The following is a 13,772-nucleotide window of genomic DNA, read 5'->3' as shown; positions in this document are numbered from 1 at the left end:
AGGGGGACCAAGGGGGATTGACTTGCCATTCGGCGGTTGAGGAGCGCTTGCTCCTGGCGACCTCACGACCCGCCCAGGATGTCCCGCTGCAAGGCATCCAGATACGCGTCGGCTTCCTCGGTGCTGGCGAAGATGCTGTCCATCGGCACCGCCTGCACGATCTCGATGACCTTGCGGATCTGCTCCTGCGGATGCACCAGCAGCAGCTTGCCCTCGTGCGGCGCCAGCGCCTTGCGTGCCTTCAGGATTGAACGCACGCCGGCGCTGCTGATGTATTCCAGGTGCGCCAGATCCAGCACCAGCGCCTGCGGCCTGCCGGCGAGCAGCGCCTCCAGCTGGTCATCCAGCGCTTCATGGGTATGCGAATCCAGCCGGCCCGTCAGCACGATGTACTGGTTGCCGTTGACGGGTGGATAGATGTCGATGTCCAGACTCATGCGCGGTGTCCCTGAGCGCCCCCGGTAGGCCGGACAGTGTGACAGGCGGCGTCAGTCGCTGTCATCGCCCTGCAGGACCTTGCGCTGCATCGCGTCCAGATAGGCGTCGGCCTCGGCGGTGGAGCCGAAGATGTCGTTGAGCGGCACCGCCTTGACCACGTCGAACACCTTCTGGATTTGCGGCTGCGGATTGACCACCAGTACCTTGCCGCCATGCGCGGCCAGGGTCTTGCGGGCCTTGAAAATCGAACGGATGCCGGCGCTGCTTATGTACTCCAGTTGCGACAGATCCAGCACCAGCGAATGCAGTTGCGCCGTCATCAACGGCGCCAGCGCTTCGTCCAGATCTTCATAGGTATGGGTGTCCAGGCGGCCGGCCACCACGACGCGCTGGCTGCCCTGTCCGGGCGGCAGCAGGGTGATTTCGAGGCTCATGGTTCGCTCTCCGGTTGGGGAATGCGCAGGCTGACGCGCAGGACATTGCAGGCGTCGATGCGCTGGTAGGTGATCCGGTGCGCCAGTTGCCGGATCAAGTAGACGCCGAGGCCGCCGATGGCGCGATCACGGATGTCGGCGTCGATGTCGGGTTCCGGCGCGCTGAGCGGATCGAACGGCGCGCCGGTGTCGCGGAATTCCAGGTGCAGCAACCCGTCCTCGATGCTGATGTCCACCGACAGTTCGTGCTGCGCGGTGCCGGCGGCCGGTTCGCCGCCGTAGTCGATGGCATTGCTGGCCAGTTCCTCGACGATCAGCCTTACGTCGTCACGGATGGCCCGGGCCATGCCGTGGCGGTTGAGCACGGCCTCCAGCGAGGCGTTGAGATCTTCCACCCCGGCGTACTCGCCCGGCACGATCAGGCGTATCAGCATATGGCTGCCTCCTCCACGCGTGGTTGAATCCGGTGATCCTGGCGCAGGCGCATCGCCAGCACCGTGATGTCGTCCGACTGCGGCGCCGGATGGGCGAAGCCATGCACCCGCGCGATCACGTCCTCGCATTGCATCCGCGCGCTCTCGTCCGGGCGCAGCCCGTCGATCAGGCGCTCCAGGCCGAACGCCCGCTGCGCGGGATCGAACGCCTCGGTCACCCCATCGGTGTAGGCCAGCAGGGTGGCGCCGGCCGGCAACCGGCCCCGCCACAGCGGAAATTCCTGGCTGACCTCGAAACCCAGCGGCGGGCCGGAGGCGACCGGCAGCGTTTCGCAGGCGCCGTCGGCATGCAGCAGCAGCGGGGCGTCGTGGCCGGCGCTGGCCAGCACGCACTGCCCGCTGCGCGGATCCACGCAGCCGAACAGCACGGTGGCGAACATGCAGGTGTCGTTGCCCTCGACCAGCCGGTGCGAGGCTTCCGCCAGCACCGCCGAAGGCGAGTCTCCGGCGCGCGCGGCGACTTCCAGCACGGTGACCGTGCGCGCCATGAACAGCGCCGCCGGCACGCCCTTGTCGGAGACATCGCCAATCGCGAACCACAGCCGACCGTCGCCGCCCTCGATGAAACTGTAGAAATCGCCGCCGACCGCCTTGGCCGGCTCCAGCAGCGCGAAGACTTCCAGATGGCGATCATCGCGATCGATGACGCGTCCGGGCGGCAGCATCGCCAACTGGATGTCGCGCGCGATCGCCAGTTCGCTCTCCAGCTTCTGCCGGGCCGCGCCCATCTCCTCGATTTCCGCCAGCTGCCGCTGGATGGAGGTGCGCGCGTGTTCCAGCGTGCGCGCCATCAGGCCGACCTCGTCCAGGCGGCGGGTATAGGGCACCGGGGTGTCGTAGTGGCCCTCGGCCAGGTACGCGGCCGAGGCGGTCAGCTGTTCGACCGGCTGGCTGATGCGGCCGGCCAGCCGCCGCACCAGCAGCATGCAAAGCAGTGCCAGCACCGCTCCGCCGGCCAGCAGCCAGCCCAGCGCCTGATCCAGGCGCGCCATGATCAGCGCGTAGGACTGCGCCACCAGCAGGCTCCATCCGCTCTGGCCGATCGGCTCGACCACGGTGAAGCGTTTCTCGCCGGTCCGGGCGTCGGTATGCATCAACTGCAGTGGCTGGTGCAGGCGCACGGCGTCGGCCGCCGGTTGCAGGTCCGGGCGTCCGGCGCGACGGATGTGCTGTTCCAGGGTGAGGTTGTCTTCCACCCCCACATCGGGATTCGCGGCCAGCGTGCCGGCCGGCGCGACCAGCGAGACCCGCCAGCCGGGCAGGTTGGCCAGGCTCTCGAAGCTGCCGGTGAGTTCGGACAGCGGGACGTCCAGGCTGACCATGCCACGGGTCGTCACGCCGCGGCCCTGCGGACGCAGCGGACGGTTGTAGGTGACCATCCAGACGTCGCCCGCGGTTCGGTTGAGGTAGGGTTCGGACCACCAGCCGCCGGGCGCGGACACGGTGCGCCGGTACCAGCCCTGTGCGCGGTAGTCGTAGCCGTCGGCGATGAAATCGCGATCCCGGCCGTTGGCGCTGATGTAACGCGCGAATCCGGCCTGGCCGGGCTGCTCCGGTTCGACCACCAGCAGGCCGCCGACGCTGCCGGGCGTGGCGCGCACCATCGCCCGCAGGGTGGTGGTGAGCTCGGCCGGGTCGAGGTTGGAATTGGCCAGCAAATCGGACAATCCGCTGGTGGTGATGACGACCGCGCGCAGGGCGGTGTCCAGCCGATCCGCGGCCTCCTGGGTGCTGGCGATGGTGTCGCGGCGGGCGTCCTCGATGATCAGCCGGCGCGCGAACCAGGCGATGCCGACCGCCAGCAGCAGGAGCACGGCGACGTTGATCACGCCCGACCACAGCGCGATGCGGGTGCGCAGGCTCCGGCGCCAATGCACCACGCCGGTTCGCTCCGGCGACAAAGCCCCGTCCTGCCGACTTCCCTTCATGCGGCACCCCGAATCCCTGCGATGTGTCCCCCCGCACGGATGATACGTCGCCCGGGCACCCGGCGCGCAGCGCCAGAGGTCTCATTTTGGTGTGGTCAAACCGGCCAGGACAACGAAAAAATCACGAATCCATACGCCCGCGTAGCCAGATCGGGACAGGGGCGGTGCGCTACACTTCAAAGTCCTGAAAACGACAACGTCTGCGCGGTCCCGCGCGACAGATTGGGAGTGGTAATGAACTGGTTGAACGAGATGCTGCAGAGCGATCCGGATCCGTTGGAAACCCGCGAATGGATCGATTCGATGCAGGCGGTGATCGAGAAGAACGGCGCCCTGCGTGCACATCAGCTGCTGGAAGGCATGGTCGAAGTCACGCGCCGCGCGGGCGCCTACCTGCCGTTCTCGCCCACCACCGAGTACGTCAACACCATCGCGCCGCAGAACGAGGCCAAGTCGCCCGGCGACGCCGCGCTGGAATGGCGCATCCGCTCGATCATCCGGTGGAACGCGATGGCCACCGTGGTGCGCGCCAACCGCAAGCCCGGCGACCTCGGCGGCCACATCGCCAGCTTCGCTTCCGGCGCCACCCTCTATGACGTGGGCTTCAATCACTTCTGGCGCGCGCCCAGCGAAAACCATCCGGGCGATCTGCTGTTCATCCAGGGCCACAGCTCGCCGGGCATCTACGCGCGCGCCTTCCTGGAAGGCCGCATCGACGAGGCGCAGCTGGACAACTTCCGCATGGAAGTCGACGGCCAGGGCATTTCCTCGTATCCGCATCCGTGGCTGATGCCGGACTTCTGGCAGACCCCGACCGTGTCGATGGGCCTGGGACCGCTGGCGGCGATCTACCAGGCGCAGTTCATGAAGTACCTGGAACACCGCGGCCTGATCGAGAAGTCCGATCGCAAGGTGTGGTGCTTCATCGGCGACGGCGAGTCGGACGAGCCGGAAACCCTGGGCGCGATCGCGCTGGCCGGCCGCGAGGGCCTGGACAACCTGATCTTCGTGGTCAACTGCAACCTGCAGCGCCTGGACGGCCCGGTGCGCGGCAACGGCAAGATCATCCAGGAGCTGGAAGGCGTGTTCCGCGGCGGCGGCTGGAACGTGATCAAGCTGCTGTGGGGCAGCTACTGGGATCCGCTCCTGGCGCGCGACACCGACGGCGTGCTGAAGAAGCTGATGATGGAAACCGTCGATGGCGAGTACCAGAACTGCAAGGCCTTCGGCGGCGCCTATACCCGCGCGAATTTCTTCGGCAAGTATCCGGAGACCGCGGCGATGGTCGCCAATCTCTCCGACGACGACATCTGGCGCCTGAACCGCGGCGGCCATGATCCGCACAAGGTCTACGCCGCGTTCCACGAGGCGGTGAACACCCAGGGCATGCCGACCGTGATCCTGGCCAAGACGGTCAAGGGTTACGGCATGGGTTCGGCCGGCGAATCGCTCAACCCGACCCACCAGACCAAGAAGCTGGACGACGACGCCATCCGCACCTTCCGGGATCGCTTCAACATTCCGATCACCGACAAGCAGCTTGAGGAAGCCTCGCAGATCCCGTTCTACCATCCGGGCGAGGATTCGCCGGAAGTGCAGTACCTCAAGGAACGCCGCGCCGCGCTGGGCGGGTACCTGCCGCAGCGCCGCCGCAAGGCCGCCGAGTCGTTCGAGGCCCCCAAGCTGGAGACCTACGAGCGCCTGCTCAAATCCACCGGCGAGCGCGAGATCTCCACCACCATGGCGTTCGTGCAGGCGCTGAACATCACCCTGCGCGACAAGCAGATCGGCCCGCGCATCGTGCCGATCGTGGCCGACGAGGCGCGTACCTTCGGCATGGAGGGCATGTTCCGCCAGATCGGCATCTACGCGCCGTTCGGCCAGAAGTACAAGCCGGTCGACGCCGACCAGCTGATGTACTACCGCGAGGACCAGAGCGGCCAGGTGCTGCAACAGGGCATCAGCGAGCCGGGCGCGATCGCGTCGTGGATGGCCGCCGGCACCAGCTACTCGGTCAGCAACGTGCCGATGCTGCCGTTCTACATCTACTACTCGATGTTCGGCTTCCAGCGCGTGGGCGATCTCGCCTGGCAGGCGGCGGACATGCGCACCCGCGGCTTCCTGCTCGGCGGCACCGCCGGCCGCACCACCCTGAACGGCGAGGGCCTGCAGCACGAAGACGGCCACAGCCACCTGCTGGCCGGCGCGATTCCGAACTGCCGCAGCTACGACCCGACCTTCGGCTACGAAGTCGCGGTGATCCTGCAGCACGGCGTGCAGCGGATGATGCAGGAGCAGGTCGACGAGTACTACTACATCACCCTGATGAACGAGAACTACGCCCATCCGGACATGCCGGAAGGTGCGGCCGAGGGCATCATCAAGGGCATGTACCTGTTGAAGGACGCGGGCAAGCCGAAGAAGGGCGAGCTGCGCGTGCAACTGCTCGGCAGCGGCACCATCCTGCGCGAGGCGATCGCGGCGGCGGAACTGCTGGACAAGGATTTCGGCGTCACCGCCGACATCTGGTCCTGCCCGAGCTTCAACGAGCTGCGTCGCGACGGTTTCGATGTCGAGCGCTGGAATCGCCTGAATCCGGAAGCGAAGGCGCCGCGCAAGGCCTACGTGACCGAGCAACTGGAAGGTCGCCAGGGCCCGGCCATCGCCGCCACCGACTACGTGCGCGGCTATGCCGACCAGATCCGCGCCTTCGTGCCGACGCAGTACACCGTGCTGGGCACCGACGGCTTCGGCCGCAGCGACACCCGCGCCAACCTGCGCCGCTTCTTCGAGGTCGACCGCTACTACATCGCCCATGCCGCGATCGCGGCGCTGGCGAAGGAAGGCAAGATGACCGGAAAGGACGTCGCCCGCGCGATCAAGCAGTACAAGATCGATGTGGAGAAGGCCAACCCCATCGGCGTCTGAACCGGCGGAGCGGCTTCATGAAAAAGGCGGCCCACGGGCCGCCTTTTTTTTCTTTTTCACGCCATCCATGAATCCCGCGTGCGCTTTCACAGGACAGGATGCAGCGCCGCGCTTTCGCATGGCGGCTTGATCGTTCCCGCATGCCGTCCAGGCCGTACGGCATTCGCCGGGTGCAAAACGAAAAACAAACATCGTGCCGACGTGAGCGCATGAACATCAGTAAAACGCCGACGCGCCGGTTCCGGCATGGGGCTTCAAATGATGGGAACTTGCACAGGCAATATCGGTCAACCGGCATCCTGTCCGCGCGTTGAAGCGGATGACCACCATCGCTCCGAAGGCAGTAGATCGCGTGAGATTCACTTATCCCGATGAATCCGCCTCACGCGTCATCGCCGCGGCCACCGCTGCCGCCATCCTGCTGCTGATTGGCAAGCTGCTGCTGAGAGGACCCATGTTGCCCACCGCGCGCGACGATGATTCGCTGCGGGTGGTCTATCTGGAACGGCCGCGCTGGTCGCCCGTCACGCATCCTCCGGCCGATGTTCGCCGATCGCCGGACGCCGCCACGACGCCATCAGCGGACACGATCGCGTCGCCCCGCACGCCTGAGCCGGCGAGCATGGTGCGGCCGGAAGCTAGGCGTACCGCGACACTCGTTCCCAAGGAAAACCGGGTCGTCGATCGCCTGTACGACCGCGACACGGGCCGGGCCAGGCTGCCGCCACAGGCACGCATCGATCCGATGGCGAAGAACGAGCCTCCGGCCAATCCGCCGGGCCTGCCCAACGAACGCGAACTCAAGCGCGCGCGGGATCTGCTGTATCCGCCCAATCCCATCGAAACCGATCCCGACAGTCCGTTCGGTGGTACCTGGGCCAGCGACGGCACCCTCGGCCAGCAGGCCGCGCGCAAACTCGGCGATGGCCTGGCGGCGATCGGCAAGAAGATCTTCGGCGAAGAGCGGCAGACGGTACGGGCGCGGCCGCCGCCGGAGGTGGGTTTCAAACCGCAGGCCTACGAGCAGGCCTCGGACCTGGGACGCGCGGAAACCGGCAATGCCTACAAGGCGGCGCCCATCGCGCACGAGAAGGTGCCGGGCCTGTCGGGCGAAGCCAGCCGTCGCATCCGCACCGCATTGGAAGCGTTGCAGAAACGCGCCGCTTCGTGCGAGGCGGCGAAAGTGCAGAAACTGCTGGCTACCGCCCGTACCCACCTGACCGAACTGGAACAGGTCGAGTACGCACTGGCCCATGGTGCGGACCCGATCATGGCCCGGCAGATGCTGCCGCGCCGTGGCGACGCGGCCTACGACCAGGCGCGGCGCGCGCTGTGGTATGCGGAGAACCAGTTGGGTGCGTGCCTGAAGTAGTTCGGCGCCCCGGCGTTGTGGACAATCGTGGCGCCTGCGCGGTCAGGCTGGCATCGGCGCTCCGCGCCACCGTTCCCGGCGATGGCACATCCCCTGGCGATCAGGCGGAGGCATGCCCGGCAAGAAACCGGGTCATGTCGTCCAGTTCATCCTCGAGGGCGCGGCGGAAAGCCGGGTCTTTCGCCGGAGAACGATCGGCATAGCCGAAGCTTGGCTGCAAGCGGCCATCCTTCGCGGTGACGTTGGCCCAACCGACCATCTGATCGCGCCACAGCAGCGGCAGCGCGTAGTAACCGAAACGACGCTTGGCCGCCGGCGTATAGGCTTCGAACTTGTAGGTCCAGCCCCACAACAATTCGAAGCGGCGGCGATCCCAGGCAACCGGATCGAACGGGGCCAGCAGGCGCACCCGCTCGTCCGCCTGGGAACGCCGCGAGCACGGATTCTCATCGGCCGGCCAATACCAGGTGGTGCCGTCGATGGTGCCGCTGGCCAGTTGCGCGCGCGCCTGCCGCAGCGCGATCTGGATCTGCGCGGCCAGATGCGGGGCGCCATAGCCCAGCAGCCGCGCCAGGTAGGTCAGGCTGGCCGAAGGCAAGGGCGCGTACTTGCGCACGACCAGATCGAGCAGGGCGGCGGCGCGCTGGACGCGCGCCGCCTCGCTGTCGTCGGCGACCGGATGCTCGGCGGCGGTGTAGATGCGGGTGCCGCTGTCGCGACGCTGCACGCGCAGCATGCCGCGGTAATGCATGCCATCGAGCAGGTGGGTGCTGGCGTTGCTGGTGCCGCCCCAGTAGTTGGTCACCCGGCCATGCGCGAACGCCTGTTCGACCTCGCGTGGATGCACGGCGCCGCGTTCGCGCACGAACGCCAGCACATCGGCCGCCTTGCGGCGCGTCTGCGCGTCCCAGGGACGTGACGACACCCGGGGATGCATCAGCGCCAGATGCTCGCGCGGCAGGAATCCGTAGTTGACCAGGCAATCCTCCTCGACCGGCAGTCGCGTGTAGCGGCGCTCGAGATCGCCCGCGCGGTAGTCCTTCACCCGATGGCGCAGGGTCAGGTCCTGCGCCCGCGCGGGCGCGCGGATCGGATCGGCCTGCACGAAGCCCAGGCGGCGGATGGCGGTCAGCAGCGTGGTCGGCGTGAACAGCGTGCGCGCCACCGCATGGCGGCGCAGATCGTCGAGGGTGGGCGAGGGGGGCATGGTGTGGATTAGAACACGACGCCCGTCGCCTTCGTTCGCGACTCGCCGCACGGCATCGAGTGCTGGCGATGACGCGCCGCGTCAACGGCGCGCCATCCACCACGCGGTGTTCCGGTTCACCGCCGTGGCGGTCGTCTGCCGGAAGGCGATGCAGTAGGCTTCAACCCATGGCGCGGCAGGCGTTGCATGGCCCGCTCGCATGGGCCGCCCGATTTCACAGGAGAGCATGATGGTGCGTACCGGGTTTCTGCTTGGGGTGTTGCTTGCCGCGATGCCGTTGCATGCCAACGAGCCCATCGCCACCGTCCGCGTGGTCTTCGATCGCGAAGGCATCACCGCCACCGATGCGCGCGGGCTGGCCGACATCGCCGCGAACCGCGCGGTGACGGCAGCGGATCCGGTGCGCATCGCCTCGATATCCAAGCTGGTCACCGCCATCGGAGTGATGCGGTTGGTCGAGGCGGGGCAACTGGATCTGGATGCCGACGTGTCGCGCTGGCTGGGATGGCGGCTGCGCAACCCGGCTTTCCCCGATACACCGATCACCCTGCGCCTGCTGCTCTCGCACCGCGCCGGCCTGACCGACGCGGCGGGCTACTACCAGGTGCCGTTGGGCGGCTTGTTGCAGGATGTATTGGCCGATCCGCGCGCCTGGGATCCGGCACACGCGCCGGGCACGTTTTTCCGCTACGCCAACCTGGATTTTCCGTTGGTCGCGTCGGTGATGGAAAAGGCCACGGGCGAGCGTTTCGACAGACTGATGCAGCGCCTGGTGCTGCTGCCGCTGGATATCGATGGATGCTTCAACTGGGCCAGTTGCGATGACGCGACCGCCGCACGCGCCGTGGTGCTGTATGACGAGGGCCGCCAGCCGGTACGTGACGACAATCGCGGGCACCGGCCGGAATGCCCGGTGGTCCCTGCCGCTGATGGCAGCTGCGATCTGGCGCGATGGCGGGCCGGCGACAACGGCGCCTTGTTCTCGCCGCAGGGAGGCCTGCGGATCTCGGCGAACGGGCTGGCGAAAATCGGCCGCCTGCTGCTGTCCGAAGGCGAGGTGGACGGGGTCCGCCTGTTGCGTCCGGAATCGGTGCGTACCCTGGTGGAACCGCAGTGGCGTTATTCACCCGGTACCGGCCTGACGTCGGAAGAGGACGAAAGCGGGCAGGGCGGACGCGGCTTCTTCTGTCGCTACGGATTGGCGGTGCAGACCTTGGCGACGCCGCGCGAGGGATGCCACGACGATCCGTTCGGCGATGGCATCGAACGCTTCGGCCATTCCGGCTCGGCCTATGGCCTGCTGTCCGGCCTCTGGGTCGATCCGGTGACCGGCACGGGCGTGGCCTACTTCGTCACCGGCGTTCCCGAAGCGCGCGCCGGGGGACGTTCGGCGTTCTCGGCCATCGAGGAACGCCTCGCAACCCCGTAGAGGGGAGCTCGCTCCGCTACCCGGAGCATCCGGTCTGGCACGAAACAGCAGCCGGGCAAGCCCGGCTCTACACCTCGTAGAGCGGAGCTCGCTCCGCTACCCGGGGCGTCCGGTCTGGCGCGCAACAGCAGCCGGGCAAGCCCGGCTCTACACCCTCGTAGAGCGGAGCTCGCTCCGCTATCCGGAGCATCCGGTCTGGCGCGCAACAGCAGCCGGGCAAGCCCGACTCTACACCTCGTAGAGCGGAGCTCGCTCCGCTACCCGGGGCGTCCGGTCTGGCGCACAACAGCAGCCGGGCAAGCCCGGCTCTACCATTGCGCGATCAATTCCTTGAAGGGACGCGCGAGGCGCACGCCGTTGGCGTCGAAATCGCGAACGCGGCGACCATCGACGGTGACCTGCTTCGGCGCGGAGCGGCCGGGCCAGTTGACCATGACGGGCATGTCGGCGCGCAGTCCCTCGCCCAGCGAAACACGCAACTGTCCGCCTTCGCGGCGCGCGCGCATCTTCAGCGTGCCATGGGCCGTGGGCAGGCCATCGACCGACAGACCTTCGCCCGCGACCCACTCCGGAGGCGTACCCGGCAGCAGCGACAGGTGATCGTCGGCTTCGTACATCAGCATGCCGAAAATCGAACGCGCGTATTCCGAACCAATCCAGGTATGCGGCATGTCGCCCAGGTAGATCGCGTGGCGCAGATCCGAATAGACGACCTCCGCGATCACCTGCCACTCGGCGGGACGGCGATGGCGAACCAGATCCTGCAGCAGTTCGTTGGCTTCGGCCGGTTGTCCCAGGTGGACGTAGGTCAGCACGTTGCGCATTTCGTACGGCGTGTAGGCGTACAGCGCATCGGGCGTGCGCTTGCGCACGTCGGCCAGGTAGCGGGCGAAGGTACGCGCCAGCGCATCGGCCGGCATCAGGTCCTGCTGGCCGGTCGGATCCAGGCCGATCGAGACGCTGGTGGGATCGCTGTCACCCAGATCGGCGGAAGCCGGAATGTAGTCGATGCCTTTCCATTTCATCGTCGCCCGCATCGACGCCGACATCGAATCGCGCAGCGCGGCGTATTGTTCGCGCGCCCACACCGCCGTTTCCCGGTCGCCCCATTGCTCGGCCAGCCACGCCCCGTCGTGCCAGCCCTTCAGCGCCCAGTAGTCGTCCCAGTAGCTGTGGGTCGGCACCGGGTAGCCTTCGTGGCTGATCGAGGGCGCGATGATGCCGTGGAAGCGTTCCGGCGCCTCGCGGTCGGCCAGGTAACCGGGCACCATCGTGCGTTCGCGCAGTTCCTGCAGGAAGCGCAGCGCGCGCTTCACTTCGTCCTGGTAGTCGCGGACGCTGGCCGCGCCGCCGTCCAGCCGCGCGATTTCCGCGACCAGCCAGACGAACTGGCCCTGGCTGTCGTGCTCCAGATCCGAGCCGAAGCCGGTGTTCACCGAACCGTCGTCGTTGAGGATCGGCGAGACCAGCCCGTTCGGATGCACCGCATGGCCCGCATACCACTGCAGGTAGTCGCGGGCGGTCCTGCCCATGCCCATGCGCAGCAGGATCGCCGCGGTGGCGGCGCCGTCGCGGATGAAGGAACGGTTGTAGTTGCGCGGGCCCGGCTGCATCGCGTGGCCGCTCTGGTTGATCAGCATGTAGGCGGCCTGCGCGCGCAGCATGTCCACCAGCGAGGCGTCCGGCAGGCTCAGGCCGATCCGGCCCAGGCGCGATTGCCATTGCTGCGCGAGGGTGTCGGCCAGCGTGTCGAAGGCGACGCCGGGATCGCCGCCGGCGGTCAACGCCGCCCGATCCAGCGTGGGCGCGTCGGGCCATTGCCGGGCCTGGGTGTCGAGGCGCGTGTTGCCCAGCGCGAACGCGATGACCACGTCGCGGTGCTCGCCGGGCCGCAGCTTCACCGGATATTGCAGGATCGCCGCGGCCAGGCCATCCGGGTCCTCCACGCTGCGCTGCGCGGGCACATCGCCCTGCGCCGCGTGGCGGGTGATCTCGCCTTCACCGTGCGCGCCGAATGCGGATACGCCCCCACCCGAGGGCGGCGTCAGCGACTGGAACAGCCGTCGCCCGTTCACCCGCACCGCATCGTCTTCCACCGCGATGGCATGCAAGGGAGACAAGCCGCCGTTCTGCCATGGCGGACTGATCTGCATCGGCCGCGTCAGCAGCGAGAGTTGCCCGTCCACCGGCTGATCACCGGTGTTGCGCAGGCGATACCGGACCAGGGTGACCGGCGCGCCGTCCTGTTCGATCGCGATGGCCTCGCTGCGCAGCGACAGCCCCGGCTGCGGCGACCATTCCACCGCCGGCATCGGCATCCAGCCCTCGCGCAGGCTGTGGCGCAAATCCGCGTTGAACGCCGCCGCGGCGCGACCGCTGCGATCGCGCCAGACCGGCTGCACCAGCGGCGCGCCCTTGAACGCTTCCAGGTTGCCGTACTCGTCGAACACCGATTTCTGCAGGCCGGCCGGAATGCCGACCGTGGTCCAGTACACCTGCTGCTGTTTCAGCGACGACGGGAACAACTCGCCATGACGGCGCGTGGCGGCGATCTCGTAGCGCCGCATCGGTGTCATCAGCCGCTTGGGGCCGAGCAACTGCAGGCGATCCACGATCGCGCCGTCGCCGCCTTCGGTCACCAGCCGCAGCGCGGTGGCCTCGTGGACCTCCGGTGCGGCGAGAAAGGAAGAAGTGCCTTCGACATTCGGATCCTCGGCCAACCGCGTCCAGCGCCCGTCCGCGCCGCGCGCCTCCAGCCGCGCGCGGCCGGGCGGGGTTTTCCAGGTGACTTCCAGGCCTGCCAGCGCCAGCGGGCGCGGCAGTTCGATTTCCAGCGGCCGACGCTTGTCCAGCACGCGCGCCGCGCGGCCGATCCACAGCGCGTCGGTATCGCCATCGCCCAGGACGCCCCGCAGGCGTGGCGCGTGCGCGACCGGCTCGAACTCGCCCACCGACACGCCCCAGTCGGCCGTGCGATCCGGCGCGGCCAGCCGCAGGTAGCGGGCCTGCACCGCCGGGAACATCACGTACTCGATGCCGCCCTTGCCGCCGGTCACCCGCACCGCGTCCTGCCATTGCTGGCCATCGTTGGAGTAGCGGATCAGGTAGTGGGTGGCGAAGCCGCCTTCCCACCGGATGAGGACGCCGCCCACCGGCGTGGTGCGGCCCAGATCCACCTGGTACCAGTGGCCGGCCGAGAACGGCCCGCCCCAGTAGGTCTTGGGATTGCCGTCGACGCCCATCGCCGGGGCCATGGCCGGATTGGTCGTGGAGGAGCTGCTGGCCTTCCATTCGGCGCGCGGCGGCAGCGGCTGCTGGGCCTGCGCCAGCGGAAGCCCGAGCAGGGCGGTCAGGGCCAGTCCGTGGCGAAGGGTGAGGCGGGTGCGGCGGACAACGGTGGAACCGGACATCGCGAGCCCTCGAGCGTGGCGGGGAGGCCGCGGGACCCCGCGGATGCCCGGATACTAGTGATGTAAACGTTTACATGCGAGTTGCGGTGCGGCATCGCCCGGTCGCTGGCGCCGCTGGCCGTTCCCCGCGGG

General features: G+C 68.0%; 9 protein-coding genes. 3 read left to right on the top strand and 6 right to left on the bottom strand.

All coding sequences use genetic code 11. The annotated features are described in order from the left end of the window. Window positions 1-62 precede the first annotated feature (62 nt). From IQ458_RS03615 to IQ458_RS19840, 4 genes are read right to left on the bottom strand one after another with little or no spacing between them, the layout of a single operon-like run. The gene (locus tag IQ458_RS03615) at window positions 63-437 is read right to left on the bottom strand and encodes an STAS domain-containing protein (protein ID WP_183640589.1); all 375 of its coding nucleotides are present in this window, start codon (window positions 435-437) and stop codon (window positions 63-65) included. A 51-nt stretch (window positions 438-488) separates the two neighbouring features. After that, entirely contained in the window at window positions 489-872 is a 384-nt protein-coding gene (locus IQ458_RS03610; RefSeq protein ID WP_203321936.1) for an STAS domain-containing protein, read from the bottom strand. Further along, window positions 869-1,306: an ATP-binding protein gene (locus IQ458_RS03605; protein WP_203321935.1), complete on the bottom strand. Its 438-nt coding sequence runs from the start codon at window positions 1,304-1,306 to the stop codon at window positions 869-871. The genes IQ458_RS03610 and IQ458_RS03605 overlap by 4 nt, the downstream gene beginning before the upstream one ends. Beyond that, window positions 1,300-3,246 (bottom strand): SpoIIE family protein phosphatase, encoded by a 1,947-nt coding sequence (locus IQ458_RS19840; RefSeq protein WP_203321934.1) that lies wholly within the window; start codon window positions 3,244-3,246, stop codon window positions 1,300-1,302. Before IQ458_RS19840 ends, IQ458_RS03605 begins: the two co-directional genes overlap by 7 nt. Window positions 3,247-3,528: 282 nt before the next feature. On the opposite strand from IQ458_RS19840, the gene aceE reads away from it, so the two are divergent. Next, a complete protein-coding gene (aceE, locus tag IQ458_RS03595; protein ID WP_203321933.1) occupies window positions 3,529-6,222 on the top strand; it encodes a pyruvate dehydrogenase (acetyl-transferring), homodimeric type in 2,694 nt (897 codons plus the stop codon). A 352-nt stretch (window positions 6,223-6,574) separates the two neighbouring features. Then, on the top strand, window positions 6,575-7,594 hold the full coding sequence (locus IQ458_RS03590; RefSeq protein ID WP_203321932.1) for a hypothetical protein: 1,020 nt from the start codon (window positions 6,575-6,577) through the stop codon (window positions 7,592-7,594). A gap of 100 nt (window positions 7,595-7,694) precedes the next feature. Here the strand turns inward: IQ458_RS03590 and IQ458_RS03585 are convergent, their stop codons facing one another. After that, window positions 7,695-8,801, bottom strand: coding sequence for a DNA glycosylase AlkZ-like family protein (locus IQ458_RS03585; protein WP_203321931.1), 1,107 nt, complete (start codon window positions 8,799-8,801; stop codon window positions 7,695-7,697). A 232-nt stretch (window positions 8,802-9,033) separates the two neighbouring features. On the opposite strand from IQ458_RS03585, the gene IQ458_RS03580 reads away from it, so the two are divergent. Further along, entirely contained in the window at window positions 9,034-10,230 is a 1,197-nt protein-coding gene (locus tag IQ458_RS03580; protein WP_328805067.1) for a serine hydrolase domain-containing protein, read from the top strand. Window positions 10,231-10,538: 308 nt separating this feature from the next. Here IQ458_RS03580 and IQ458_RS03575 read toward each other — a convergent pair whose 3' ends face one another. After that, window positions 10,539-13,640, bottom strand: a complete 3,102-nt coding sequence (locus IQ458_RS03575) for a discoidin domain-containing protein (protein ID WP_203321929.1) — start codon at window positions 13,638-13,640, stop codon at window positions 10,539-10,541. Between the last annotated feature and the right edge of the window lie 132 nt (window positions 13,641-13,772).

The organism is Pseudoxanthomonas beigongshangi (assembly GCF_016820515.1).
Lineage (GTDB): Bacteria > Pseudomonadota > Gammaproteobacteria > Xanthomonadales > Xanthomonadaceae > Pseudoxanthomonas_A > Pseudoxanthomonas_A beigongshangi.
The sequence above is the reverse complement of the archived record's forward strand: the minus strand, read 5'-3'. Positions and strand labels throughout refer to the sequence as shown.

Bases quoted from the DNA above. Each gene is read 5' to 3' on its own strand.
- IQ458_RS03615 (WP_183640589.1), bottom strand. From the start codon at position 437: ATGAGTCTGGACATCGACATCTATCCACCCGTCAACGGCAACCAGTAC.
- IQ458_RS03610 (WP_203321936.1), bottom strand. From the start codon at position 872: ATGAGCCTCGAAATCACCCTGCTGCCGCCCGGACAGGGCAGCCAGCGC.
- IQ458_RS03605 (WP_203321935.1), bottom strand. From the start codon at position 1,306: ATGCTGATACGCCTGATCGTGCCGGGCGAGTACGCCGGGGTGGAAGAT.
- aceE (WP_203321933.1), top strand. From the start codon at position 3,529: ATGAACTGGTTGAACGAGATGCTGCAGAGCGATCCGGATCCGTTGGAA.
- IQ458_RS03585 (WP_203321931.1), bottom strand. From the start codon at position 8,801: ATGCCCCCCTCGCCCACCCTCGACGATCTGCGCCGCCATGCGGTGGCG.
- IQ458_RS03575 (WP_203321929.1), bottom strand. From the start codon at position 13,640: ATGTCCGGTTCCACCGTTGTCCGCCGCACCCGCCTCACCCTTCGCCAC.